The 25,419-nt window shown below is 54.8% G+C and carries 18 protein-coding genes and 1 tRNA gene; 11 read left to right on the top strand and 8 right to left on the bottom strand.

Going from position 1 to position 25,419, the window contains the following annotated elements; translation table 11 throughout:
- The first annotated feature begins 42 nt into the window (after positions 1–42).
- The 10 genes from RBB82_RS19260 to RBB82_RS19215 all read left to right on the top strand — a co-directional run bounded on the left by RBB82_RS19260 (position 43) and on the right by RBB82_RS19215 (position 14,408).
- Positions 43–134 (top strand) — tRNA-Ser (locus tag RBB82_RS19260).
- 104 nt (positions 135–238) lie between these two features.
- Positions 239–928, top strand: a complete 690-nt coding sequence (locus RBB82_RS19255) for a response regulator transcription factor (RefSeq protein ID WP_433972362.1) — start codon at positions 239–241, stop codon at positions 926–928.
- Complete coding sequence (locus tag RBB82_RS19250; RefSeq protein ID WP_433972361.1) at positions 925–2,421, top strand: sensor histidine kinase; 1,497 nt, start codon at positions 925–927, stop codon at positions 2,419–2,421. The genes RBB82_RS19255 and RBB82_RS19250 overlap by 4 nt, the downstream gene beginning before the upstream one ends.
- Before the next feature lie 93 nt (positions 2,422–2,514).
- Entirely contained in the window at positions 2,515–3,561 is a 1,047-nt protein-coding gene (locus RBB82_RS19245) for a YncE family protein (protein ID WP_433972360.1), read from the top strand.
- Positions 3,562–3,578: 17 nt separating this feature from the next.
- A complete protein-coding gene (locus tag RBB82_RS19240; protein WP_433975417.1) occupies positions 3,579–4,997 on the top strand; it encodes a TolC family protein in 1,419 nt (472 codons plus the stop codon).
- 2 nt (positions 4,998–4,999) lie between these two features.
- Positions 5,000–6,316 carry an efflux RND transporter periplasmic adaptor subunit gene (locus RBB82_RS19235; RefSeq protein WP_433972359.1) on the top strand — a complete coding sequence of 439 codons (1,317 nt, stop codon included), beginning with the start codon at positions 5,000–5,002 and terminating at the stop codon, positions 6,314–6,316.
- Positions 6,316–9,549: an efflux RND transporter permease subunit gene (locus RBB82_RS19230; protein WP_433972358.1), complete on the top strand. Its 3,234-nt coding sequence runs from the start codon at positions 6,316–6,318 to the stop codon at positions 9,547–9,549. Before RBB82_RS19235 ends, RBB82_RS19230 begins: the two co-directional genes overlap by 1 nt.
- Before the next feature lie 295 nt (positions 9,550–9,844).
- The gene (locus RBB82_RS19225; RefSeq protein WP_433972357.1) at positions 9,845–10,189 is read left to right on the top strand and encodes a PadR family transcriptional regulator; all 345 of its coding nucleotides are present in this window, start codon (positions 9,845–9,847) and stop codon (positions 10,187–10,189) included.
- 9 nt (positions 10,190–10,198) lie between these two features.
- On the top strand, positions 10,199–12,889 hold the full coding sequence (locus RBB82_RS19220; RefSeq protein ID WP_433972356.1) for an ADOP family duplicated permease: 2,691 nt from the start codon (positions 10,199–10,201) through the stop codon (positions 12,887–12,889).
- A 103-nt stretch (positions 12,890–12,992) separates the two neighbouring features.
- Entirely contained in the window at positions 12,993–14,408 is a 1,416-nt protein-coding gene (locus RBB82_RS19215) for an MATE family efflux transporter (RefSeq protein WP_433972355.1), read from the top strand.
- Positions 14,409–14,735: 327 nt separating this feature from the next.
- Here RBB82_RS19215 and RBB82_RS19210 read toward each other — a convergent pair whose 3' ends face one another.
- The 3 genes from RBB82_RS19210 to RBB82_RS19200 are packed head-to-tail and all read right to left on the bottom strand — an operon-like array spanning position 14,736 to position 18,711.
- Complete coding sequence (locus tag RBB82_RS19210; protein ID WP_433972354.1) at positions 14,736–16,355, bottom strand: glycerol-3-phosphate dehydrogenase/oxidase; 1,620 nt, start codon at positions 16,353–16,355, stop codon at positions 14,736–14,738.
- Positions 16,352–17,848 carry a glycerol kinase GlpK gene (gene glpK / locus RBB82_RS19205; protein ID WP_433972353.1) on the bottom strand — a complete coding sequence of 499 codons (1,497 nt, stop codon included), beginning with the start codon at positions 17,846–17,848 and terminating at the stop codon, positions 16,352–16,354. The genes RBB82_RS19210 and glpK overlap by 4 nt, the downstream gene beginning before the upstream one ends.
- A gap of 44 nt (positions 17,849–17,892) precedes the next feature.
- On the bottom strand, positions 17,893–18,711 hold the full coding sequence (locus tag RBB82_RS19200) for an MIP/aquaporin family protein (protein WP_433972352.1): 819 nt from the start codon (positions 18,709–18,711) through the stop codon (positions 17,893–17,895).
- A 383-nt stretch (positions 18,712–19,094) separates the two neighbouring features.
- On the opposite strand from RBB82_RS19200, the gene RBB82_RS19195 reads away from it, so the two are divergent.
- A complete protein-coding gene (locus RBB82_RS19195) occupies positions 19,095–20,429 on the top strand; it encodes a hypothetical protein (RefSeq protein ID WP_433972351.1) in 1,335 nt (444 codons plus the stop codon).
- A 5-nt stretch (positions 20,430–20,434) separates the two neighbouring features.
- Here RBB82_RS19195 and RBB82_RS19190 read toward each other — a convergent pair whose 3' ends face one another.
- The 5 genes from RBB82_RS19190 to RBB82_RS19170 form a co-directional block, all read right to left on the bottom strand.
- The gene (locus RBB82_RS19190) at positions 20,435–21,238 is read right to left on the bottom strand and encodes a glycosyltransferase family 2 protein (protein WP_433972350.1); all 804 of its coding nucleotides are present in this window, start codon (positions 21,236–21,238) and stop codon (positions 20,435–20,437) included.
- Positions 21,239–21,603: 365 nt separating this feature from the next.
- Positions 21,604–22,704 carry a radical SAM protein gene (locus RBB82_RS19185; RefSeq protein WP_433972349.1) on the bottom strand — a complete coding sequence of 367 codons (1,101 nt, stop codon included), beginning with the start codon at positions 22,702–22,704 and terminating at the stop codon, positions 21,604–21,606.
- 97 nt (positions 22,705–22,801) lie between these two features.
- On the bottom strand, positions 22,802–22,954 hold the full coding sequence (locus RBB82_RS19180) for a hypothetical protein (RefSeq protein WP_433972348.1): 153 nt from the start codon (positions 22,952–22,954) through the stop codon (positions 22,802–22,804).
- A 5-nt stretch (positions 22,955–22,959) separates the two neighbouring features.
- Entirely contained in the window at positions 22,960–24,117 is a 1,158-nt protein-coding gene (locus RBB82_RS19175) for an acyl-CoA dehydrogenase (protein WP_433972347.1), read from the bottom strand.
- Between the two features lie 132 nt (positions 24,118–24,249).
- A complete protein-coding gene (locus RBB82_RS19170; protein ID WP_433972346.1) occupies positions 24,250–25,410 on the bottom strand; it encodes a trans-sulfuration enzyme family protein in 1,161 nt (386 codons plus the stop codon).
- Between the last annotated feature and the right edge of the window lie 9 nt (positions 25,411–25,419).

The raw sequence follows: 25,419 nt of genomic DNA, 5'->3' as shown, positions 1-25,419 counted from the left end.
CGAAGCCGCAATAGGCTCTCCTGAGATAAAATAAAGGAACGCGGAGAGTTGGCAGAGCCCGGTTGAATGCACCTGACTCGAAATCAGACATAGGCGTAAGTCTATCGGGGGTTCGAATCCCTCACTCTCCGCCATTCGCCTGTTGCGCGGCGCCCTCCCGATAGGGCGGTATCCTCTCTTCCACTGCAAATAGTTGTTCTTCAGGTTCGCTTAAGCATTCATCAACGATACTTTCTACATGCGTATTCTCCTTGTAGAAGACGAGGTGAGGCTAGCGGAGAATGTGGCCGCAGCTCTTCGTGACACTCCCGGCTTCGCCGTTGACTGCGCTCTGGATGGCCAGATGGGAGCATCGCTGGCGAGTCATCGTTGCTATGACCTCATCATCCTGGACTTAATGCTTCCTCTGTTGGATGGTCAAGGCGTTCTGAAGAAGCTTCGAGCGGAGCGCGATCTGACGCCAGTGCTGATTCTCACAGCGCGCGGTGAAGCGACTTCGATTATCGAACTGCTGAATGCCGGCGCCGATGACTATCTTGCCAAGCCGTTCGACCTTGGCGAGTTGATTGCGCGGTCGAAGGCGCTCATTCGACGAGGTAAGGGCGGTGCACATCCCATATTGAGTCTTTCGGATGTTGAGCTCGACACTCTTCAACAGACGGTTCGGCGCGCAGGGCTTGCGATTGATCTGACGCCCACGGAATACCACATTCTCGAATATCTGATGCATCGGCCGAAGGTGATTGTCTCCAAACGCGAACTGCTCGAACATCTGTATGACTACAACTGGGAGCACCATTCGAATGTTATCGAAGCGCATGTGTCCAATCTGCGCCGAAAACTGGACTCAGGTGCAACCGAACCAAGCATCGAAACCCTTCGCGGGCGCGGATACCGGCTATCTCTGAAGGAGCAGGCAAACGGATGAGGATTCAGTCCATCAAGGTGCAACTCATCGTTTCGGTACTTCTTGTCGAACTTGCTTCTGCTCTAGTAGGGACTGGTCTCGCCGTTTTATATGAGAGACACGTCCGTTTTCATGCTTTCGATATTATGCTGCGCGGCCGGGCTGACTCGCTTCTCGGCGCTGTTCAGGACGCCGATGACGCTCAGGATAACGTCATGCTCGATGGCACAGAGATCAATCTGCCGAGTGAGGATATCTATGAAGTGTGGGACGAAAACGGCCGTGTTCTAGGACATTCGCCCGGCTGGAAAGCACCTTCTGGCTCGAATATGTTTGGAGCACAGTCGAACCAGTTTGAAAAGATTCGTGTTGGACGCGAACGGTATCGAACGATTCGAATCGACGGGCTCCGAATTGTCGATCCAGGAGAGAAGAGCGGCGGGGTGAAGAGGCGCGTGACGATCGTCTATGGTGCCCCGACCAGACAAGTGTGGGAAGCGGTACAAAATGCATTCTTATTTTATGGGATCACGAGTTTATTCCTCGTTGTCATTACCGGACTAGGAATGTCCTGGCTGCTTCGCAGAGGACTTGCGCCTCTCGACGAACTTGCCAAAGAGGCTTCGGGTCTATCGGTTCATTCATGGCAGTTTTCACCGTCAGCTCGGATTCGTGAAACGACAGAGCTGGCGCCTCTCGCGACAGCTCTCGAAACTGCGATGAAGGGGCTCGAACGATCCTTCACACAACAACGTCAGTTTACAAACGACGCTGCTCACGAGCTAAAGACTGCCGTCGCAGTGATCAAATCGTCTGTTCAGTTATTGAACATGAAACCAAGATCTGTAGATGAGTACCATGCAGGCCTTGAACGGTGCCAGACCGACTGCCAACGCATGGAGGTGATCGTAGCCAAAATGCTGACTCTTGCTCGCGTCGAGAGTTCTCCAAAGGAGAGGGACAACCGCTCGGTCACTCCTTCGACAGATCTTGCACGAGTCATCAAGAACGTCGTGGCGCAGCTCGATACGTTTGCCGAGCTCAACAAGGTACGTGTAAAGCTCTCGGCTCCCAGTCTTCTGACCTTGGAGATTGAGGAGGAAGAGTTGGAGCTGCTCTGTTCCAATCTATTGATGAATGCGCTGCAACATAGTAGAGCCGGGGGCGTCGTGCAAATAACCGGTAGATCAGCAGGAGTATGGATTGAGCTGGAGATCGCCGATGAGGGCAGTGGCATTGAAGCAGAGTTTCTACCGTACATCTTCGACCGCTTTTATCGTAACGACCCGTCTCGAAGCCGACGTACAGGTGGAACCGGTCTAGGCCTCGCCATCTGTAAAGCCATCGTCAATAAAGCAAATGGCACTATTGAAATCACGAGTAATCCAGGCTTAGGAACAAATGCTGTTGTCCGACTACGCATCGAACGCAGTTCTACCGATTGGGTACCCATGAAGAAGTTTTCGGAAGAGACCGTATCGAACGAAAACACTCTTCCTGAAAGTTACCAATAATATTTCTCAGTCCCCTGCTCTTCAGTCTGTCTTAAGGTTGACCTGCAATAGTAGAGATGCCGGTTACAAGCTAGCCGAGCAAAATGGAGATATATGACTGCAAAGAAAGTTTGCGCACTCTTTGGAAAACTCTTCGTCGCCGGGGCAACCCTGATTGCTTTAAACCACAATCAAGCCGCAGCCCAAAAGGTATTCAGCGTTCAGACCAAATGGGTCGTCGGAGGTGTGGGGGGGTGGGACTATCTGTCCGTTGATCCGAGCGCACCTCACCTGTACGTTACGCACGGCCCCCGCGTCGATGTCCTGGATACAAATACCGGAAAAATCGTTGGCAACATCCCCGGGTTGAAAGGGACTCATGGAGTTGCGTTCGACGATGCTGGCAAGTTTGGTTACATCTCCGACGGTGGCGCGAATGTTGTAATCGTCTTCGATCGCTCGTCTTTGGAAAAGATAGCTTCTATTCCCGCTGGGACGAATCCGGATGGCATCGTATTTGAGCCACACACAAAGACGGTATGGGCGTTCAATGGCCGCAGCGCAAATGTAACTGTTATCGATACAACAAAGCGCATTGCCATTGCGACGATTCCTCTGCCAGGCAAACCAGAGTTCCCTACCGTCGATGGTAGTGGGACAGTGTTTGTGAATATAGAGGACAAGAATGAGATTGTGCGGCTCGACGCTCTCACTAATAAGGCGACGGATACGTGGCCACTCACTGGATGCGACTCACCCTCGGGAATGGCGATCGACGTTGCCGGACATCGTTTGTTTTCAGTATGCGACGGGAAAAAGATGGTCGTCACTGATTCGAAGTCCGGTAAATTTCTTGCTTCGCCAACTATCGGAGATGGACCTGATGCGGCGGCTTACGATGATGCGCGCAAACTAGCGTTTTCATCAAATGGAGACGGAACTCTCACGATTGTCGATGCTGGTAAGCACAACTACCCAATTCTGCAATCTCTACCGACGCAGAAAGGCGCGCGCACGATGGCGTTTGATCGGAAAAATGGACGGATCTATCTAGTCAGCGCAGAGTTCGGACCAAAGCCTGCCGCGACTGCCGACAATCCGCGCCCACGTCCCTCTGTTATCGCCGGCACCTTTACAGTCCTCGTGGTCGGACGCGATTAGCTATGTTCAATCGTCGTATGGCGGGAGATCAAATAAGAGTTGACTGTAACGCAAGTGAAAGACTATTGCTTGCGGGCACTTTCTTGCTTTGTTTCTCTCATGTCTCTCTCTACGCGCAGGAGGCGGCGGCCCAACCCGTTCCGTCTCCGAGCGCAGCATCACAGACTATTGCTCCCGTAACCATCACTTTGGATGAGGCAATATTACGTGCTCGAAGCAACGAGCCTGGATTCGCCGCAGCGGTTGCGGCGAGTCGCGTGAGTAATCTAGACCGCTCCATTGCGCGTTCAGCGTTACTTCCAAGCGTTGTCTACCACAATCAATTTATCTACACGCAACCGGCGGATGGAGCGACTGGATCGAATAACGCCAGCGCCACTTCATCAACTGCAGGCTCAAGTCCACGATTCATCGCCAATAACGCTGTGCATGAGTACGTCAGCCAAGGCAGCGTCAGCGAAACCATCGGACTTCAGCAGATTACCGCTGTATCCCGCGCCTCAGCCGCAGCAGCTGTAGCTTCTGCCGAATTGGAGATAGCTCGGCGAGGGCTGGTGTCGGCGGTGGTTGGGCTATTTTATGGGTCCCTGGCTGCAGACCATAGGCTAGCCGTCGCTCAAAGAGCTTCTCAGGAAGCGTCAAGCTTCACTACACTTACCGAGCAAAGAGAGACTGCTCGTGAAGCTGCTCACGCGGACGTGGTTAAAGCTCAATTACAACAGCAGCAGCGTGAGCGGGATGTCGCTGATGCGGCACTGCAGGTTCAAAAAACGCGGCTCGAGCTTGCCGTTTTGCTATTTCCCGATCCGCGGGCACCCTTCGCCCTGAGCGCACCAGCAACCCCGCCAGCTCTCGGAAGCCGAGCCGAGGTCGAAACGGCAGCTACTCATTTAAACCCTGAACTCCAGAGTGCGATGAGCGCTCTTCGTATCAGTAGCCTTGATGTGAACGCGGCTCGCGCAGCTTACCTGCCCGATCTCAGCCTCAACTTCGCTTATGGTATCGATGCCGAACAGTTTGCGACGCACGGAAGCGATGGCTCACACAACTTAGGCTACTCGGCTACAGCGACACTTGATATCCCGGTCTGGGATTGGCTTTCAACCCAACACAAGATTCGACAAGCACAGATCTTGCGCGATGTCGCCAAGACCACGCTGTCGTCCACTCAACGTCATCTCATCGCCCAACTCGATGAGTCGTACGCTGAAGCGTCAGTTGCTCGAGATCAACTTCAATCGCTTGAATTAAGCGCCGAAACCGCCAGAGAGAGCTTACGTTTGACGCGGCTACGTTACATGGCCGGTGAAGCTACTGTGTTTGAAGTCGTGGATGCGCAAAACTCACTCACCAACGCTGAGCTTGCACATGAAGATGGCATCACTCGCTACCAAACTGCGCTTGCCAATTTGCAGATCCTGACAGGAACAATTTAATCATGGCCCGTATCCAAACAATTAGAACCAATGCGCTGCTCGTGATTTTATTCAGTACTTTCCTTTCGTTCGAAACGGGATGCAAGAAGACAGAAGAATCGCCGACGCCAGAGGTTACTGTCCAGGCGGTTCATCCTCAGGTTGGCAGCATCTCCGAGCAGATTGCAGCCGACGCTACGCTCGCTCCACTTGCTCAGTCGGCTATCTCGCCCAAGGTTACAGCGCCGGTGAGGAAGTTTTACGTGCAGCGAGGGTCGCACGTGAAAGCGGGTCAGTTGTTGGCAGCCTTAGAAAACAGTGACCTTGAAGCTGCTGCGATGGATAACAAAGGGGCGTATCGCTCTGCTCAAGCCATGTATGAGACGGCGACACGAGCGACCGCGCCTGAGGACTACACAAAGGCGCAGTTAGATTTGACCCAGGCTAAGGCCACGCTTGAGCTTAACCGAAGCATTGTGGCGGCGCGAAGCCAGCTACTCGCTCAGGGGGCGATTCCAGGAAGGGATCTCGATACTGCTAAGGCTACTCTTGTGCAATCGCAAGCCGCTTACGATATCGCCAAGCAACATTTTGACGCGGTTCAGCAGGTGAGCCGCGAAGCCTCCCTGGAGAATGCTCGAGGACAACTGGCTTCTGCGAAAGGAAAGTATCTCGGCGCCCAGGCACAGCTGAGCTACACCGAGATACGAAGTCCGATTGACGGAGTGGTCACAGATCGCCCGCTGTTTGCGGGCGAAACTGCCGGGGCTGGGATGCCGGTAATCACCGTAATGGACACATCGGCTCTACTAGCTAAACTACACATCGCCCAGATGCTGGCTCAGCAACTGACCGTGGGAGCTTCCGCCGAGGTCACAGTCCCCGGTGTTACAGATCCTGTTGCGGCCAAAGTATCGCTTATTAGTCCGGCACTTGATCCGGGAAGTACTACGGTTGAAGTGTGGCTTCGAGTCGAAAATCCGAAAGGCCTCTTCAGGGCTGGCACGGCGGTGCACGCTGTTATCACAGGGCGCACCGCAACTAACGCAACGCTGATCCCTACGGAAGCCGTTCAAACGGCAGCAGACGGAATAACGAAGTCTGTCATGGTGATTGCGGCGGACGGATCTGCCCACAAACGTCCAGTTGTACTCGGCATTCAGACGGCTTCGACCGTTCAAGTGCTTAGCGGTCTAACTGCTGCCGATAGCGTTATAACAATCGGAGCTTATGGACTTGACGATGGAACAAAGGTAAAGGTTGGAACGGCCGACACGGACAAGTCAGACTCTTCCGATACTTCCGAAAAGCCAGAAGCTGGAAAGAAGGGCAATCAGTGATGCCCATCGTCGACGTCACTTCTGTTGTTCCACAACAGACTAAACAATTCTGGCTCTCGTACGCTTCGAAACCGATCTTTTTTTTTCTGATCGTCCTAACGTTCGCAGGAATCTATGGGGCCACACAGGTTCCGATCTCGGTCTTCCCGGATACCAACTTCCCTCGTGTCGTAATCGGCGTCGACAACGGCGTCATGCCAGTCGAACAGATGCAGGTCACGCTTACGAAGCCCATCGAAGATGCGATCAACAGCGTCCCCGGCCTGGTCACTGTCCGTAGTACTACAAGTCGAGGATCAGCGGAGATCAGCCTCTTCTTCGACTGGAACGTCGACATGTATCGCACGCTCCAACTTACCGACGCTGCGCTTGCCAAAGTACAGCAGTCACTGCCAGCGACCGCACGGATCACTACGAACCGCCTGACTTTTGCTACCTTTCCGATCCTTGGATACGCGCTGACCGTAGATACAGACGCTTCAGGAAAAGATCTGGTCTCGCAGACACAGCTGTGGGAGATTGCTACCTACGATCTCAAACCCCCTCTGAATCGAGTGAACGGCGTTAGCACCGTTGTTGTCCAAGGAGGGAAGATACCAGAGTTTCATGTTGTTCCGAACCTCGCTCGGTTGCAGGCTTCAGGTGTCACTCTGCTTGACCTTGTGAATGGTATTCAGACATCGAACATCATCGATTCGCCAGGGCTCTATGAGGCAAACCATCAACTCGTTCTCGGCCTCGTCGGTGCCCAGGCTCACAATAGCAATGAACTATCCGATATCGTCGTCAAGACGTCTTCTGGCGGCGTTCCCATACGTGTCGCAGACGTGGCCGCAGTTCAACCGGCAACGATGCCTGTCTACACGATGGTCACTTCAAACGGTAAACCTGCCGTTCTTCTCAACATTGCCAGGCAGCCTTCATCCAACACAGTTCAGGTTGCGAATGCTGTGGCCGATGAGATCGCACAACTACAGACGAAGCTCCCCAACGGAGTACACCTTGTACCGTTTTACGATCAGTCGCAGCTTGTTCGGGAGGCCATCGCAAGTGTCCGTGATGCAATCCTTATCGGTCTAGTTCTGGCGTGCGTTATTTTATTTCTGTTTCTGCGTGACTGGAGCTCTTCGCTTATCGCGGGACTTGTCATTCCAGTGACGATCTCGGTCACGATTTTGTTTCTCTGGCTCATCGGCCAGTCTTTCAACCTGATGACACTCGGTGGCCTTGCCGCAGCGATCGGCCTCATCATCGACGATGCGATCGTCGTTGTCGAAAATATCGTTGTTCATCGAGATCGCGGAGAGTCTCGGGTTGAGGCAATTCGTAAGGCGCTACACGAGATCACCACCCCTCTCGTGTTCTCCACCATCACGCCCGTTGTGGTCTTCCTGCCTCTGATCGCTGTATCGGGAGTCACGGGAAGCTTCTTTCGCGCGCTCGCGGTCACGATGACTGCGGCTTTGCTCACTTCGCTACTGTTGGCCCTGACCTGGACTCCTGCTCTCTCATTGCATCTCCTGCAAAGCAGGAAAGGCGTTACCTCTACCGACGCGGATTCTGGTTCGGTGCTGAATGCCACTCATGGCGATCACGAAGATGGTCCTGTGATGCGCAAGATCCTTCATCTCCATGCCCGGTTGCTGATGTGGACTCTGACCCGACCACTACTTCTTGGCCTGGCTTGCCTCGTCGTCGTAGTCGCCGGCTATTTCAGCTATCGCGCACTTGGGACTGACTTGTTACCCGAGATGGATGAAGGCGCTTTTATCCTGGATTACCTCACACCGGCCGGCACTTCGCTCTCCGAGACGAATCGCATCTTGCTTCATGTAGAGCAGATCCTGCACGACACGCCAGAGGTAGAGATAACATCTCGCAGAACAGGTCTGCAGATGGGCCTCGCCGCTGTGACCGAGGCTAACTATGGCGATTTCACCGTCCGATTGAAGAGCAAACGCTCCCGTTCGATCGACGAAGTCATCGCGGACGTTCGCGCTGAGATCAAGAAGACAGAACCAGCCATCGATGTGGAGTTCACACAAGTCCTTCAGGATATGATCGGCGACCTTTCTAATTCACCTGAACCGATACAGGTTAAGCTCTTCTCTTCTGATGCGGCTCTTCTTCACGAGTTAGGGCCAAAGGTTGCAGACGCAATCACCAAGATCCCCGGTGTAGTCGACGTACAAAATGGCGTCGATAACACAATCTCAGGTCCGGCAACGAGTTTTCAGATCAACCCGGTACTAGCCGGGCGACTCGGGTTTACACCAACAGAAGTTGCGGAAGATGCGACCGCAATATTGGATGGTCTACCGACCAACGATCCTATGATTGTCAATGGGCGACCTTATACGATTCGCATTCGACTCCCCGAAGACTCTCGCGCTTCGCTCGACTCCATTCAGAACACGGTTTTCAACTCCAGCACAGGCCACACGGCGACTCTTGGATCCCTTGCTCAGGTGACGCAGTTACCGCCACAAAATGAGATTCGCCGCGAAAATCTACAACAGGTTGTTCTCGTGAGTGGTCGTCTCGAAGGGTCTGACCTTGGCTCAGCGATGAAGCGTGTTCGTTCGACCGTTCAGTCGCTTCATCTCCCGTCCAGTGTGCGCGTCGAGTACGGTGGAACCTATCAGGAGCAGCAAAAGTCTTTTAGCGATCTTGCTCGAGTCCTTATTCTTGCCCTCGCACTCGTCTTCGGTGTTCTAGTGACGGAGTTTCGTAATTTTTCGGCACCAGTCGCAATCCTTGCGAGCTCGGTGCTCTCTATCACGGGTGTTGTTGTGGCACTTCTTGTCACAGGCACCCTATTTAACGTCGCCAGCTTTATGGGTCTGATCATGGTCATTGGCATCGTCGCGAAGAATGGAATTTTATTGCTCGATGCTGACGAGAGGTACCGTGCCGAAGGAAGACATACTGGCTTAGATACTCTTCCTGATCACGCGGAAGCCCTGCTCAGCGATTCCAACCATACGCCTGACGTAGATCTTGCCCGCGAAGCGATGCTGCACGCAGCGCAGCGCAGACTTCGTCCCATTTGTATGACTGCTATCGCCGCTATCTGCGGAATGCTTCCTCTCGCGTTTGCATTTGGTGCAGGTGCGCAGATGCTTCAGCCTCTTGCGATTGCTGTTATTGGCGGTTTGTCGACTTCGATCTTTCTCAGCCTCATCGCAACCCCCGTTATCTATTACAACCTGACGAAAACTAAGCACCGGTGATGCTCTGAAATGCCGTCCGCCGAGCGCTCATCTACTTAGTCTTCTTCTCATTGGGCGACAGATGCCCAGGACACGAGAGACTTTGCTTGTGGCGTAGAAGACTGAAAACACAGATTCCCTGCGGGAATGACAGACAAGAAACGAAAGCGGCTCTTCAACCTGACCGCGCCATTGTTCTAATTCCGAGCAAACGCACGAGGAAAAATATCTGCCAGGGTTCGCCTCATGACTTAGAGTAAGTCACGTACAAAATACCTATTTACAAAATAGGTATTTTGGCATTACATTGCTTGACATGGCAAAAGATCCTGAACGCCGCGACCTCTTCCCCGGAACATTGGAGATCATGATCCTCCAGTCGCTTCGACTGCGTCCAATGCACGGTTATGCGCTCGTCAAACATATCAAGCAGGCGTCAGACAGTTTGCTCGAAGTGGAAGAAGGCTCCCTCTATCCGGCTTTGCAACGAATGCTGAAGGCAGGATGGTTGGAATCGGAGGTCGGAACCTCAGCTAAAGGGCGTCCAACACGGATCTTTCGACCCACCGCCGCGGGCATTCGGCATCTGGAACGCGAAGTATCCAGCTTTGAGAAGATGTTCACCGGAATCACCCGCGTACTTGCAACCGCAAAAGCGTAGGAGTGCCTAATGCAATGGCTAGCTCAGTTCTCGCGCAGTCGCCGTTATGACGATCTCTCCGTGTCTATTCAAGAGCATCTTTCGGAACGGATTGAAGAGTTGATGGAAGAAGGGATGTCGCCACAAGAGTCCGAGCGGACCGCACGCAGAGAGTTTGGCAATGTGACTCTGGTTGAGGAGCGTAGCCGCGAAGTTTGGCAGTGGGCAAAGCTGGAATCGATTTTGGCCGACCTGCGATTCGCCTTCCGGCGGCTGAGAAAGTCGCCTGGATTCGCCATAACGGTCATTCTGACGCTTGCAATCGGGATCGGCGCCAACACCGCTGTCTTCAGCGTTCTCAACAGTGTGCTGATCAAACCGCTGCCGTATCCCGAACCGGATCAACTCGTTTCACTTTGGTTGGAGGCACCAGGCGCTGCTGGTTTGGCGAATGTCACGGATGGGCTGCATCTTTCGTCGTCCATGTACTTCACCTTTAGCGAACAGAACCGGACGTTTCAATCCCTCGGCGTGTGGACAACTGATAGTGCAAACGTTACTGGATTAGCGAAACCGGAAGAAGTTCGCGCAGCCCTTGTGAGTGATGGTGTGCTTCAGACGCTGGAGATTCCTCCAGTGGCTGGCCGCTGGCTTTCGCAGGAAGACCAGCAACCTCATGGTGCCAAAACTGTGATGCTTAGTTACGGCTACTGGCAGAGACGTTTTGGTGGGGATCGATCTGCAATCGGGCACACCATAACGATCGATTCGCAGTCCCGTGAGATCGTCGGTGTCATGCCCCGTGGGTTCCGACTGGCGAACCAGGACTTTGATGTACTCGCACCTCTGGCCTTCGATCGCAATCATCAAAAGCTGGCGGGTTTCGGCTTTCAGGGTGTCGCGCGTCTCAGGCCCGGGATTTCGATAGCGCAAGCTGACGCCGACATAACGCGCATGATTCCCATCTGGATGGACTCATTTACAAACGGTCCCATGACCAATCCTCACTTCTATGAGACGTGGAGGATTACGCCTGCTCTGCGTCCTCTGAAGCAACAAGTGATTGGCAACGTCGGCAATGTGTTGTGGGTCGTGATGGCCACGATTGGCCTGGTCATGTTGATCGCTTGCACCAACGTTGCGAATCTACTACTCGTGCGAGCGGACGCGCGGCAGCAGGAACTGGCAATTCGTGCGGCGTTAGGTGCGGGACGCGGGCGCATTGCGCGCGAGCTACTCATCGAGAGTGTCTTTTTGGGAATGATCGGGGGCCTGCTCGGGGTCGGTGTTGCCTTTGCGGGTTTGCGTCTGCTTACGGCAATCGGACCATCAGACCTGCCCCGTTTGAATGAAGTTTTTCTCGATGCGCGCTCCCTGGGATTCACGCTCATCCTCTCGCTGCTGTCGGGCTTTTTGTTTGGGGCGATTCCAGCTCTCAAATACTCCAACACGCGCGCCGGCGCAGCTCTTTCCGGCGGCGGCAGAACGGCAAGCACAGGCCATCAGCGTCAGCGCTCACGCAATCTGATGGTTGTCGCCCAGGTAGCGATGGCCCTGGTGCTGCTGATCAGTGCGCTGCTCATGATTCGTACTTTTCAGGCATTGCGAACTGTCGAACCCGGGTTCGCTGATGCGAAACATCTTCAGACGGTGCGCATCACAATTCCGGATTCTCTCGTTTCGGATCCGCAAATGGTCACACACATCCAAAACAACATCGCCGATAAGCTGTCTGCGATTGCAGGAGTGACCTCGGTGGGATTCGCGGCAGCAATGCCGATGCAAGGAATCGATCCCAATTGGGATGAAATCCGCATTGAAGGAAAGAGTTATGAGGGAGCAGATCCGCCACTTCGGCTCTTCAACTCCGTATCTCCCGGTTACTTTCAAACAGCGGGCACGCGATTGGTTGCGGGACGCGATGTTACCTGGGGCGATATCTATGATTTGAGGCAGGTAGTGATCGTCTCCGAGAACTTCGCTCGTGAATCGTGGGGAACGCCAGCCGCCGCCGTCGGAAGACACCTCCGGCAGTTCGCAAATATGCCATGGGTAGAGGTGATTGGAGTCGTAGAGGACGTTCGACATAACGGCGTCGATGAAAAGGCCCCCGCCATTATCTATTGGCCTGCGTTGATCAAGAATCCTTACACAATGAAACCGACACTCGACGCAGCGCGATCAGCAACCTTCGCCATCCGAAGCGATCGCGCAGGGACCGAGAGCTTTCTCACCGAGGTTCAACAAGCTGTCTGGTCTGTAAATGCAAACCTTCCGCTCGCGTCGGTCGAGACGATGCAGGATATATACAGTCAGTCGCTGGCACGCACCTCATTCACGCTCGTTATGCTGGCCATCGCCGGAACGATGGCGCTCGTGCTTGGAATTATCGGAATATATGGTGTGATCTCCTATGCCGTCTCGCAACGCACACGCGAGATCGGGATTCGGCTGGCACTCGGTGCACAAAAGGGCGACCTTAAGTGGATGTTCGTCCGTTCTGCCCTTATGCTGACGGGAATCGGTGTGGCTATCGGCGTCGTAGCTGCGGCGGGTCTCATGCAGTTCATGAAGTCACTTTTATTTGGTATCAGCCCGTTGGATCCTCTTACTTACGTTGCAATACCTCTTGTCCTGGTGTCATCCGCGGTGATCGCCAGCTATCTGCCGGCTCGCCGCGCAGCCACCGTAGATCCTGTGGATGCACTGAGAGCGGAATAGGCTGAAACCGGAGACAAGAGAACGTTTACGCCCGCTAGTCTGATTCAATCCATGTCGCATCTCGCCATCACAATGTGATGCTCCTGCAGTACCATAGGCGAGCATGGAAACGCAGGCGACCACCGACTCCGGGGCTCCCTCTCTTTGGCGATCTGTCAAAGAAGCTCTTCGCGGCAGCCATCAGGATTACACCACCGGCAGCTTGAATCGTTCGATACTTCTTCTTGCCATACCAATGGTGTTGGAGATGGTGCTCGAATCACTCTTTGCTGTAGTCGATGTCTTTTGGGTGAGCCGGCTTGGCGCTGACGCCATCGCAACGGTAGGACTGACAGAATCAGTTCTGACTCTGGTCTTCGCCGTTGGTCTAGGGCTTGGTATGTCGACCACCGCTATGGTCGCCCGGCGCATCGGCGAAAAGGATCGAGACGGAGCGGCTATTTCGGCAGTCCAGGCTGTCTTCCTGGGCTTGATCGTCTCGCTCGCCCTTGGCCTTCCCTTCTTCGTGTTCGCACCTCGATTGTTGGCGCTGATGGGTGCGTCCCCATCGATCATCGCCAGCGGGACTAACTACACGCGAATTGCACTTGGCGGCTCCGGTGTTGTTCTGATGCTCTTCCTGAATAACGCAATCTTTCGGGGCGCTGGTGATGCAGCTATTGCCATGCGTCTGCTTTGGGTGTCGAACATACTTAACCTCATCCTTGATCCCTGCCTTATCTTCGGCCTTGGCCCGTTCCCCAAACTTGGTGTAACTGGTGCAGCGCTCGCCACCTTTACCGGACGCGGCATCGGTGTTCTTTACCAGTTCTACCGGCTTGGCAAAGGAACGGAACGGCTTCAAATACTTTCGCGGCATCTGCGACTCAACAGCTCTGTTCTATGGCGCCTGATTCGGGTGTCGCTCTCCGGAATTCTGCAATTCCTGATTGGTCAGGCTAGTTGGATTGGCCTTGTTCGAATTGTTAGTCTCTTCGGCGCTCCTGCCCTGGCCGCCTATACGATCAGTATCCGCATCGTCATCTTTGCGATCTTGCCCTCCTGGGGATTGAGTAACGCTGCTGCAACTCTCGTAGGACAGAACCTCGGCGCGGGCCATCCAGACCGTGCCCGCAACGCAGTGTGGCGAACGGGCTTGTGGAATATGGCCTTCCTCGGCTCTGTAGGAGTTGTGTTTATTGTGTTCGCCCCTTGGATCATAGCGCTGTTCACACAAGATCCCGCAGTGGCTCCAGTCGCCGTCAATTGCCTGCGGATCTTCAGCTGCGGAAACATCGCTTATGCCTATGGCATGGTCCTGCTGCAAGCATTCAATGGCGCTGGCGACACGGTTACACCCACCTACGTCAATCTATTCGGATTCTGGACTCTGGAAATACCATTAGCCTGGTGGCTGGCAATGCACACCCGCATGCGTGTCAATGGTGTCTTCCTCTCCGTTGTCGTTGCACAATCAGTGATCGTGCTCATCAGCTTAGTCCTCTTCCGGCAAGGAAGATGGGCAAGGCAGCGCATCTGACGCTTCGCTCGAAAGTTTGCTCCCAACAATTCAGCATAACGGCCGGCACTACATTTAATTGAACGAAACAATCACATCCGAACTGGAGCATAGAAGACGCTTTGCCGGCGCGACACTTGTCTCTTCCAGCGTCAGTCGCGCCTGCAACGTCACAACGTCTTCCACCTTAGCCGAGGCCAGCTCAGCCAAAATCGTCAGGAATAAAATTTCGCCGCAGCACCGCCATGTCGCCGTTGATCAAGTCATACTACTCAACCGAATAGTGCCAGAGATGATGATGTGCATTGATAACTACCGAACTCACTGTAGAAACGTCATTCATACGGACTACGCCTTGACTGGTTCGACGTGCAATGCGGGATCCGCCGGATACGTCCTCCCCTGCGGGATGTACTGTGCCGCCATCGCGCGAAACGATCTCACCTGCTCCTCTTCCCAGGCAGAGTCTTTGCCAAGCTCTGCAGCGAGCAATGCCGCAACCGCCGGCGCCACTTCAACTGCCGCGCGCGCATTCAGCAGAAGCGCTCGCGTTCGTCGCGCAAGGGCATCGTCCAGCGTGCGAGACATCTCATTTCGTGCGGCCCATACCACCTCGGCAGCGATATACGGCAGATCGGGATGAAGCGGTTTGGCGAGTTCGGGACGTTCCTTGGCTAATTCAAGGATCGATGCTGCATCCGATCCATACACGGACAAAGCACCAAGCTCCGCCGAGTGTTGATGGTATCCATGGATCTGCATCGTTGCGGTGACACACGGCCTTTCATCAAGGCGACCAAGCGTTGTCGCGTGATCAACGCAGTCCTCCGCCATGTGTCGATAGGTCGTCCATTTTCCGCCGACGATTGTAAGCAAGCCAGAGTGATCAATGTGGATCGTATAGTCACGCGAGAGTGACGAAGTCTTTCCATCAGCAGCGCCGGCAGCCTTCACAAGCGGCCGAATCCCAACATACACGCTGAGAATATCGTCACGGGTCGGCTTGTGACTCAGATAGCGACCCGCTGTCTCCAGAACGAACTCAATCTCTTCTTCAAATGGCAGCGGCTCATACGACACGGTTTGAATCGGAGTATCCGTAGTACCAACCAGTGTGCGGCCATGCCATGGAACGGCGAACAGAACGCGCCCGTCATCCGTATGCGGCACCAATAGTGCTGTGTCGCCGATCAGAAAAGATCGGTCAAACATCAGATGGATTCCCTGGCTGGGCACCATCATCTGCTCGACGCTCGGTTCGGCGAGCCGCCTCGTCTCATCGGTAAAGATACCAGTCGCATTCACCACCGAACGGGCTTCAATCACGAAGCGTTCACCCGTCTCTCCGTCCACTGCAGTCACGCCCTTTACAAAACCCGCCTCATCCTTCGTCAACTCGACGACGCCAGCGTAGTTCAACAAAGTTGCTCCATGATCCGCGGCGGTTGTCATCAAATTAATCAGCAGACGTGTGTCGTCAAACTGCCCATCGTGATACATGACGCCGCCACGTAAACCATCCTGACGAATGGTCGGCAGTAGCTCCAGCGTCTCCTCCAACGACAGCACCTTCGACGAGCCAAAGCTGTACTTCCCCGCAAGAAAGTCATACACCTTCATCCCAATCCCATAAAAAGGCGCCTCCCACCAGGAGTAATTTGGCACGATGAATCGCAGGTCCTTCACAATGTGCGGCGCATTTCGAAGAAGGATTCCACGCTCCTTCAGCGCCTCCATCACCAGCGAGACATTGCCCTGCTCCAGATAGCGAACTCCACCGTGAACCAGCTTGGTGGCACGACTCGACGTCCCTTTACCGAAGTCCTCGCGCTCCAGCAGCAGAACATCATAGCCACGCGTTGCCGCATCCACGGCCACCCCGGCCCCCGTGGCTCCTCCACCTATCACTACAATGTCCCAAGGCTCTTTGCGGTTGCGTACACGGGATACCATCTCGTCGCGATTCATCTGCTCTCCTTATTCCAGTTGCGGGAACGCTCTACGGCTTCTCTCCAATTATCCTGCAACTTCTTCATCTGCTTCTTATCACCCTTTGGCTCAAAGATCGTATCGGCCTTCTGATGCTGTTCCAATTCGTCAACACCGCTCCAAAATCCGGTTGCAAGACCCGCAAGATATGCAGCTCCCAGCGCCGTAGTTTCAAGCACAGCGGGACGATGGACCGGAACACCCAACAGATCGGCCTGAAACTGCATCAGTGAGTCATTCGCCGCCGCGCCGCCATCCACTCGCAGTTCCCTGAAGGGATTTTTGGTATCAGAATCCATGACCTGCAAAACATCAGCCACTTGAAACGCAATGCTCTCGATCGCGGCCCTGGCGATATGGGCAATCTTCGTTCCGCGTTGCAGTCCAATGATCAAACCTCTCGCCTGCGCGTCCCAGTACGGCGCACCCAGACCCGAAAATGCAGGCACAAACACCACTCCGTCAGAGTCAGGTACCGAACCTGCAATTGCCTCGACCTCTGACGACTTCCGAAAGAACTTCATATTATCGCGCAGCCATTGCACGACAGCTCCACCGATGAAGATACTGCCCTCTAACGCATAAGTGAGCTTCTTATCCGTACTACAGGCAAGCGTTGTAATCAGCCGATTTGGCGAGAGAGTGAACTCGCTTCCAATGTTCTGCAAGAGGAAACAACCGGTGCCATAAGTATTCTTCGCGTCTCCAGGCGAAACGCACAGCTGCCCAAATAAAGCCGATTGCTGATCTCCTGCAATCCCTGCAATCTCAACCTCACCCAGTCCGAGCGATGTCGTGACCTGGCCAGCTCTTTCACTCGACCAGACCACCTCAGGCAAAATGCTTCTCGGAATATTGAAGAGCTTGAGCAGGTCATCATCCCATCTATCTTCGGCGACGTTGTAGAGCAATGTGCGCGAAGCATTGGTGCGGTCGGTAATGTGACGTTTACCGCTCGTAAGATTCCATATCAGCCAGCTATCGACCGTGCCAAAAGCGAGCTTTCCAGCCTCGGCGCGCGCTCGCACTCCGTCAACGTTATCCAAAATCCATGCAACCTTGCTCGCCGAGAAATAAGGGCTCAGCAGCAAGCCAGTCTTCTGACGAACCATCTCCTCCACACCATCTTCCGATAGCTTCTTCATCAATGCAGCGGTTCGACTGTCCTGCCAGACAATCGCGTTATAGACCGGCTTCCCTGTCGCGCGATCCCAGACGATCGTCGTCTCCCGCTGATTGGTAATCCCCAGCGCGACCACATCCCTTGGACGCAGTCGTGCCTTGCCCAGAACGTCAACCGCAGAGCTAAGTTGCGAGGTAAGAATGTCAAAGGGATCATGCTCCACCCAGCCGCTGCTCGGATAGATCTGCGGAAACTCGTGAGACGCGATCCCTGCTATCTGACCGTCGTGGTCAAAAAGAATGGCACGTGAACTCGTGGTTCCCTGATCGAGCGAAAGTACATACGTCATGCTGTCTCCTTCGATGCCCTTACCCTCAAGATGCCTCTATCCCTTTACGGTCGTTGCGCCTTCAACTCTTCCAGCAGCGCTCGCTCTCTGGCCGGCAAAAACGGACGTATCAACAGTTGATACGTTCCGCCACCAACGAGACCACCCAGGAGTGGAGCAACAATCGGAATCCACCAATAGTTATTCGGTGAAGGCAGCGCCGACGGTCCCCATCCCATAAAAAAGCAGAACAACCTGGGCCCAAAGTCGCGAGCAGGATTCAGCGCCCACGCTTCCAGGTACCCCATCGACGCGCCAATCAGCGCCACCAGGAAGCCGATCATCAACGCTCCAGCATTCGCACCCGGAGCCATCTCGTTATATTGTTCGGTGATCGCAAAGATGCCGAAGATCAGAAATGCAGTCAAAATAATCTCGTCTCCGAATGCATGCATCGGTGTAATCGCGAGACCGGGATGGGTAAAGAAAACCCCCGCCGCTCCGCCCGTCGCGCGCGAGAGATGATTGGTCAGATTGAAGTTGTCGATCACCGGAGAGAACAGCATATACACCACGCCCGCGCCCAAAAACGCACCGACCACCTGCGCGATGCAGTACGGCATTACCTTGCTCCACGAGAATTTTCTATAGACCGCCAGCGCCAGCGTGACCACGGGATTGCCGTGGCAGCCGCTCACCGAAGCTGTCGTATAGATCGAAATCGTCACAGCCAATCCCCACGCAATACATACTCCCCAATAGGCTTGCTGATAGGGGCTGGGGCTGTAGAGCGTATACATTGCGGCGACGGAATCGCCGAACGCGATAACGATGAACATCGCCATCGCTTCTGATATCAGTTGCCCTACAAACGCCTTCGTCATGCAGTACGATCTCCCGCCGACCTTCGGCATCTACCCTCACGCCAATGATTGCCAGCTTCTCTACTCGTTCGCCATTATCCACATTTTTTCGACTACGTGGCAGACCCGAAGCACCTTCAGCCAGTGATTGCGATTCCCCACCTCAATTTGCTCTGGAATTTAGCGGGTTTTGGCGAACCGCTCCCCGAGTGTTTTCCAAATGCTAAATGGATGGAGACAGGAATCCACACACATCGTCATCGACGCGGCTAAACTCTCCGCTTCTCAGGCAGCCGACGGTCTCATCCGGCTCTCCGACATTGTGCTCCATCCCGCATAATGAAAGTAGCAGGGAGCGCAGCCCAGCATCTGCAGTAACTCCCCATCCACGCGCAGGAAAGCGAATGCAGAAGAAGAACCCGCCAGACGCATCAACCCCGCCATTCAAAGCACCAGCTGCCATGTTTTGGGTGGGCTTTCTCATACGCGTCCTCTACATCACCCTCGCCCACACCTACCGCATCCGTCTCGGGCAGGACCACCTCCAGTTCGGCTGGGAGATGGGCCGCATCGCTCGCGCCCTCGCCACCGGCTACGGATACGCCGACCCGTTTACCGGACACACCGGCCCCACTGCCTGGGTCCCTCCCCTCTACCCCTGGCTCCTGACCGGCATCTTCAAAATCTTCGGCGTCTACACTGCAAAATCTGCCTGGGTCATTCTCACCATCAACAGCATCTTCTCCGCAGCCACCTCGTCCGTCATCTACGAGATCGCATCGCGCTGCTTCCAACACACTGGTCGCGCCAGAAAGATTGCACTCTGGTCCGGTTGGCTCTGGGCTCTTCATCCCGCCGCCATGCAATACGCCGTGCGCTGGATATGGGACATGGCCGTGACAGCCTTCCTTTTTTCGAAGGTCATCGTCCTGGCCCTGCGAGCACGTGGCGTCGGCGAAGATCTCCCTCCAACCGACACCCAGACGACATCACGTTGGGCGATCTTCGGAGTCTTCTCCGCGATGCTCGGCCTCCTGAACTCAACGCTCCTTCTCTTCGTCCCGGTATGCGGCATCTGGATGCTACTCGGCGCAGCAAAAACCAGGGCCGCTTTTCAGCGTACTTTTTTTAAAGCGATCATGGCAGGTACGCTCTTCTGTGCTTGCCTCAGCCCGTGGCTGTGGCGCAACTGGACCGTCTTCCATGCCTTCATCCCAATTCGCGGAAACTTCGGAGCGGAACTCCACGCCTCAGTCGCCGAGGGCTACAACGGATTCACTATGGGATCTCGCATCCCTATCTGCGAGGTTTGCCCCGACTACCTCGAGTACAAGCAGATGGGCGAGCATGCCTACGTCCGTCAGGAAGCGCAACTCGCCCAGATCTACATCAGGTCGCACAAGCGTCAGTTCGCGCAACTGGCGTTGAAGCGCTTCTACTTCTATTGGGTCAGCGTCCCACATCCGATCGAGTTCGGGGTCTGGAATGAAGTATTTCGCGTACTCAACTACAGCTTCCTCTGTCTGGCATCGCTTCTCGGTCTCGCGCTCGCCCTCAAACAGCGCATCCCAGGCGCGGTTCTCTGCGCGTGGGCCTTCGCCTTACTTCCACTCGTCTACTATTTCGTCACTGTTCAGGCCCGCTTCCGCCATCCGCTCGAACCCATCATGACGATCCTCACGGTGTTCCTCTTTCAGTCCGCTACGTTGCCCGGTCGTCGAGGCTCAAAGCCGCAGTAAACCAGTCACGCCTTTTCGTCCACCAACCCAGCCTTCCACGCCTTCGCATACTTCCAGCTGATATACGTCGAGTGGTATAGGTGCAGCAACAGGCCTTCGCGGCCATCAAGAAACCCAAGGCGAAAGCCAAAGTTCCAGATAAAGGTCAGTACCGGAACCAAAACGATGTTCCAGCAGAAAGCAATCCCCGAGCTACTCACCTTCCCCTTCGTGGCAACAATCTGGCCGCCCAGACTGCTGTAGCGATTCATATGTTCGAGATAGATCTCGAGATTTGGATAGCCGTGATGCAGAAAATCATTCTTCAGCGTCTCGACTCTTCCGCCAACTTGCACCGACTCATGCACCGGCCGGTCAGCGAAGCGAGTATCGCCAAACCTCGTCATTCTTCGAAACAGCCTCAGCTTCAGGTCCGGATAGTAGCCACCATGCCGCATCCAGCGCCCGAGAAAAATATGCCGCAGACGCAACCGGTAACCATCCACCTGCGGCAATATCTCGGCGTCGGTCTCAAGCATCTTTACAATCTCGGCCTCCAACTCGACCGTAAGCTCCTCATCCGCATCCAGCGAGAGCACCCAAGTTCCGCTGCATCGTTCAATTGCTGAGTTCTTCTGCCCCGCGAATCCCTTCCACGGCTCGTCAAAGACCTTGGCCCCGAACGACCTCGCGATCTCGACCGTGTGATCGGTGGAGCCCGAGTCCACCACGACAACCTCATCTGCAAACTGAACGCTGGCCAGCGTCCGCGCGAGATTAGCCTCTTCGTTGAGCGTGATGATCGCTACCGAAAGCGTCGATCTAGGCATCCACCCTCATTCCGTTCACCATCTCCACCCGTCGCACGTCCCTGTAACTAACTGCTGTCCTTTTAAAAAGAGCAAAGCGAAGAAAGTGTAAAAATATTCCCCTGCGCTTGCATCTAGGACAAACGTGTCGTCTGAACAGAGACAAAATAAAAGACTCATGCGGCAACCTTTTGGCGAAGAGGCGCACGAGCCCATCCTGGACGACTTCCGTGTGGGATGCCGCCCGTCTATACATTTTAGACGTGTCAGGCAAGCCACGGTCAAATGAAAGGCCAGCCTTGACACACCTTCGCACACAAGCCCTTGCCCGCCTCTTCCGCTGGCCGAACTGCCGCGACAAGGCCATACTTCAAAACGAAGCCAAATTAGTGGGAAGCACTCCAGGGTGGCTGTCCAAGCGACACATGCCGATACTCCGGCGTGAATCCCAGCTCCTTCGCATAATTCAAAATTCGTTCAAAGTCGAGACTGATCGTAGCCCCAGCCTTCTGCGTCACCTCGTCCTCAATCGGCAGATCAAAATCATCTGCGCCATAGTTCAACCCACCCAGCGCCTGTTGATTCTGAGTGAGTACCGAGGTTCGAATCCGCGGAATATTTTCGAGATAGATCCGGGACAAAGCAAGATGCCTCAAATATTCAGCGGTCGTAATCTCGATCCCGCCAATCTGAGTGAAGTAAGGCTTAAACGTCCAGCAAAGAAAACTAGCCAGCCCACCCGTCTCATCCTGAAACTGCCGAGTGCGTTCCAGATGCTCCAGCCGCTCCTCCAAAGACTCATCGAATCCGATCACCATCGTTGCCGTCGTCTTCAGACCAGCCTCAACAATCGCTCGTTGCGCCTCGAAGTACTCTGTCACCGTGTACTTGAACTTCGAGTGCCGCGCACGAAAATCTTCAGTCAGAATCTCCGACCCGCCACCCGTAATCCAGCGCACACCAGCATCTTTCAACCGCCCCGCAGCCTCGCTATAGCTTAGCTTCGCGTGATCCGCAAGGTACATAAACTCCGCAATCGTCAGCGCATAAAACTCCAGCGCGTCCCCATACCTCGCACGAATCGCCGCAAACAACTCACAGTAGTAACTCAGCGGCAGATGTGGATTGAACCCTCCATTGAACGCCGCCAGATCCCCACCCAGTACGAGCAGTTCGTCGAGCTTCGCGAACACCTCCTCGTGGCTCAACACATATCCGCCATCCTGATTCGGCAGTTTGTAGAACGCACAATAATCACACTGCGCCACGCACACATTCGTGTAGTTGATGATCCGCATCACCATGTACGTACAAGAACCCGAAGCATGAAACCGATCCCGCACCCGCCCCGCAAGCGTTCGCAGCTCTTCATCCGAGGCATTCACCCAGAGCCATCGTGCCTCATCTCGTCCGATCCGCTCGCCTTGCGCAACCTTGGCGGCAATCTCAGCAAACGTCGTCTCAACCGAAGCGGCAATCTGGCTCATATCTCTAGTGTAGTTTGCGAAACCCAACCGAACCATCTGCTGAATCTCTGAACATGAAGGTATACTTCCTTAGAAACAAAATATTCCCCAGAAGAAACTATTTCCCATTAGCACACACAAACGTGTATAAATCTCTCGGACCGGTTCGCTTCTGGATTTTGCCGGTGGTGATGTCTGCTTTGTAGACGGAGACGGTGATGGCTCCGGGTTTGCTGCCGGGTTCAGCACAGACGCGCCGCTTGGTTTTCAAGCAAACTATCCTCGCGAAGGACTCTTCCCCAACAGCTCCCGCGCAATCACCATCCGCTGAATCTCACTGGTCCCCTCACCAATCGGGCACAACCTCACATCGCGATAAAACTTCTCTGCCGGATAGTCCTTGATGAACCCATATCCGCCGTGAATCTGCACGCCCTCATCGCAGATCCTGCACGCAGCCTCGCTCGCATACAGCTTCGCCATCGCCGACTCCAGCGTAACTTTCTTGCCCGCGTCCTTCATCTGCGCCGCTCGCATCGTCAACAACCACGCCGCATCCAGCTGCGTCGCCATATCCGCCAGCTTGAACTGAATCGCCTGAAACTCGCTGATCGCCTTCCCAAACTGTCGCCTCTCCTGCGCGTACTTCATCGCGGCATCAAGCGCCCCGCGTGCCATTCCCAGGCTCAACGCTGCAATCGAGATCCTTCCCCCATCAAGCACTCGCATCGCATCCTTGAAGCCGTCTCCCTCCTTGCCAACCAAATTCTCCGCCGGAATCTCGCAGTCTTCGAAGATCAACTCCGCCGTATCGCTGGCCCTCAGACCCAGTTTGTTCTCCTTCCGCCCCGACCGAAACCCCTTCGTTCCACGCTCCACAACAAACGCCGAGATTCCACCGCGAGTTCCCTTCTCCTTATCGGTCACCGCCAGCACCACAGCACAGTTCGCATAGCTTCCATTCGTGATAAACGTCTTACTCCCGTTCAACACCCACTTATCCCCCTGCTTCACCGCGGTCGTCCGCGCTCCGCCTGCATCCGAACCCGACCCCGGCTCCGTCAATCCCCACGCGCCCAGCCACTCCCCACTCGCCAGCTTCGGAATCCACCGCTTCCTCTGCTCATCATTCCCGCCCAGCATAATGTGGTTCGTACACAGGGAATTATGCGCCGCAACAATAATCCCCACACTTCCATCCACCCGCGACAGCTCTTCAATAGCCAGCACATACTCCACGTAGCCCATTCCAGCGCCGCCCAAAGACTCAGGAAAGATCACACCCAGCAGCCCCATCGCCCCAAGCTTCTTCACCACCTCATGCGGAAACTCGCTCTTCTCATCCCATTCCGAGACATGGGGCGCAACCTCACCCTCAGCAAACGCCCGCACCGCACTCTGCAACTGCCTCTGCTCTTCCGTCAATCCAAACATGAACCCTCCGAAACCTCATAACCAACGCTAATACATGTATCACATTCATGCATACTCTGGCTCGCCTCTAAATCGCGCAAATTAAAAGGGCGCAGGCAAATGCCCACGCCCCTCAATCGAAATCGAAACAGATTAAATGCGATCCAACGCCTGTTCCAGATCCGCCACGATATCTTCAACGTCTTCAATGCCGACTGAAATCCGCATCAACCCATCCGTAATCCCCAGCTTCGCCCGACCCTCCACCCCAACTGCAGCGTGAGTCATGGTCGCCGGATGACAGATCAACGTTTCAACCCCACCCAGCGACTCCGCCAGCAGCCCCAGACGCAGCGACTTTGCAAACGAATTCGCCCTCTCCAGCGATCCCAGTTCCATCGAGATCATCGACCCAAACCCGTGCTGTTGCCGCTTCGCCAACTCATGCTGAGGATGCTCCACCAACCCCGGGTAAAACACCTGCTGCACATTCTTATGCCCCTTCAAAAAGTCGGCAACCACACGACCATTGGCATCATGCTGCTTCATCCGCACCGCCAGCGTCTTCACTCCGCGAATCAGCAGATAGCTGTCAAACGGCGACAAAATCCCACCTGTACACTTCTGCACAAACCGAAACCTCTCAGCATGCTCGGGCTTCGTGCAAACCAGCACGCCACCCAGCCCATCCGAGTGCCCATTCAAAAACTTTGTCGTCGAGTGCATCACAATATCCGCACCCAGCGCGATCGGCTGCTGCAGATACGGCGACAAGAAGGTATTGTCCACACTCAACTCCACGCCCTTCGCATGGCAGATCCTCGCCACCGCACCAATATCAGTCAACGACATCATCGGATTCGTCGGCGTCTCGATATGCACCAGCTTCGTCGCAGGAGTGATCGCCGCAGCCACATTCTCCGCAACGCTCGTATCGACATAGGTAAACGTCAGCCCGTAGTTTGTCAGCACATAATCAAACAGCCGTCCCGTCCCGCCATAGACATTGTCCGAGCACACCACATGATCGCCCGTCTTCATCATCGTGCAGAGCGCCGTAATCGAGGCCATCCCGCTGCCGAACGCATGCGCGCTCGTCCCGCCCTCCAGCGAGCGAAGGTTCTCCTCCAGCGCATCTCGAGTCGGATTCGTCAGCCGGGCATACTCATGCCCCTTGTTCTTCCCAATCTCCTCTTGCTGGTAGGTCGAGGTCAGATAGATCGGCACATTCACAGCGCCCGTCATCTCATCCGAAGGCTGCCCATCGTGAATCGCCCGCGTTGCAAACCCAAATCTCTTCGTCGTATCTGCCATTTGTAACCT

The organism is Tunturiibacter lichenicola (assembly GCF_051013355.1).
Classification (GTDB): Bacteria; Acidobacteriota; Terriglobia; order Terriglobales; family Acidobacteriaceae; genus Edaphobacter; species Edaphobacter lichenicola_F.
This window is presented reverse-complemented; position numbering and strand designations above follow the sequence as displayed.

Bases quoted from the DNA above. Each gene is read 5' to 3' on its own strand.
- RBB82_RS19255 (WP_433972362.1), top strand. From the start codon at position 239: ATGCGTATTCTCCTTGTAGAAGACGAGGTGAGGCTAGCGGAGAATGTG.
- RBB82_RS19250 (WP_433972361.1), top strand. From the start codon at position 925: ATGAGGATTCAGTCCATCAAGGTGCAACTCATCGTTTCGGTACTTCTT.
- RBB82_RS19245 (WP_433972360.1), top strand. From the start codon at position 2,515: ATGACTGCAAAGAAAGTTTGCGCACTCTTTGGAAAACTCTTCGTCGCC.
- RBB82_RS19240 (WP_433975417.1), top strand. From the start codon at position 3,579: ATGGCGGGAGATCAAATAAGAGTTGACTGTAACGCAAGTGAAAGACTA.
- RBB82_RS19235 (WP_433972359.1), top strand. From the start codon at position 5,000: ATGGCCCGTATCCAAACAATTAGAACCAATGCGCTGCTCGTGATTTTA.
- RBB82_RS19230 (WP_433972358.1), top strand. From the start codon at position 6,316: ATGCCCATCGTCGACGTCACTTCTGTTGTTCCACAACAGACTAAACAA.
- RBB82_RS19225 (WP_433972357.1), top strand. From the start codon at position 9,845: ATGGCAAAAGATCCTGAACGCCGCGACCTCTTCCCCGGAACATTGGAG.
- RBB82_RS19220 (WP_433972356.1), top strand. From the start codon at position 10,199: ATGCAATGGCTAGCTCAGTTCTCGCGCAGTCGCCGTTATGACGATCTC.
- RBB82_RS19215 (WP_433972355.1), top strand. From the start codon at position 12,993: ATGGAAACGCAGGCGACCACCGACTCCGGGGCTCCCTCTCTTTGGCGA.
- RBB82_RS19210 (WP_433972354.1), bottom strand. From the start codon at position 16,355: ATGAATCGCGACGAGATGGTATCCCGTGTACGCAACCGCAAAGAGCCT.
- glpK (WP_433972353.1), bottom strand. From the start codon at position 17,848: ATGACGTATGTACTTTCGCTCGATCAGGGAACCACGAGTTCACGTGCC.
- RBB82_RS19200 (WP_433972352.1), bottom strand. From the start codon at position 18,711: ATGACGAAGGCGTTTGTAGGGCAACTGATATCAGAAGCGATGGCGATG.
- RBB82_RS19195 (WP_433972351.1), top strand. From the start codon at position 19,095: ATGCAGAAGAAGAACCCGCCAGACGCATCAACCCCGCCATTCAAAGCA.
- RBB82_RS19190 (WP_433972350.1), bottom strand. From the start codon at position 21,238: ATGCCTAGATCGACGCTTTCGGTAGCGATCATCACGCTCAACGAAGAG.
- RBB82_RS19185 (WP_433972349.1), bottom strand. From the start codon at position 22,704: ATGAGCCAGATTGCCGCTTCGGTTGAGACGACGTTTGCTGAGATTGCC.
- RBB82_RS19175 (WP_433972347.1), bottom strand. From the start codon at position 24,117: ATGTTTGGATTGACGGAAGAGCAGAGGCAGTTGCAGAGTGCGGTGCGG.
- RBB82_RS19170 (WP_433972346.1), bottom strand. From the start codon at position 25,410: ATGGCAGATACGACGAAGAGATTTGGGTTTGCAACGCGGGCGATTCAC.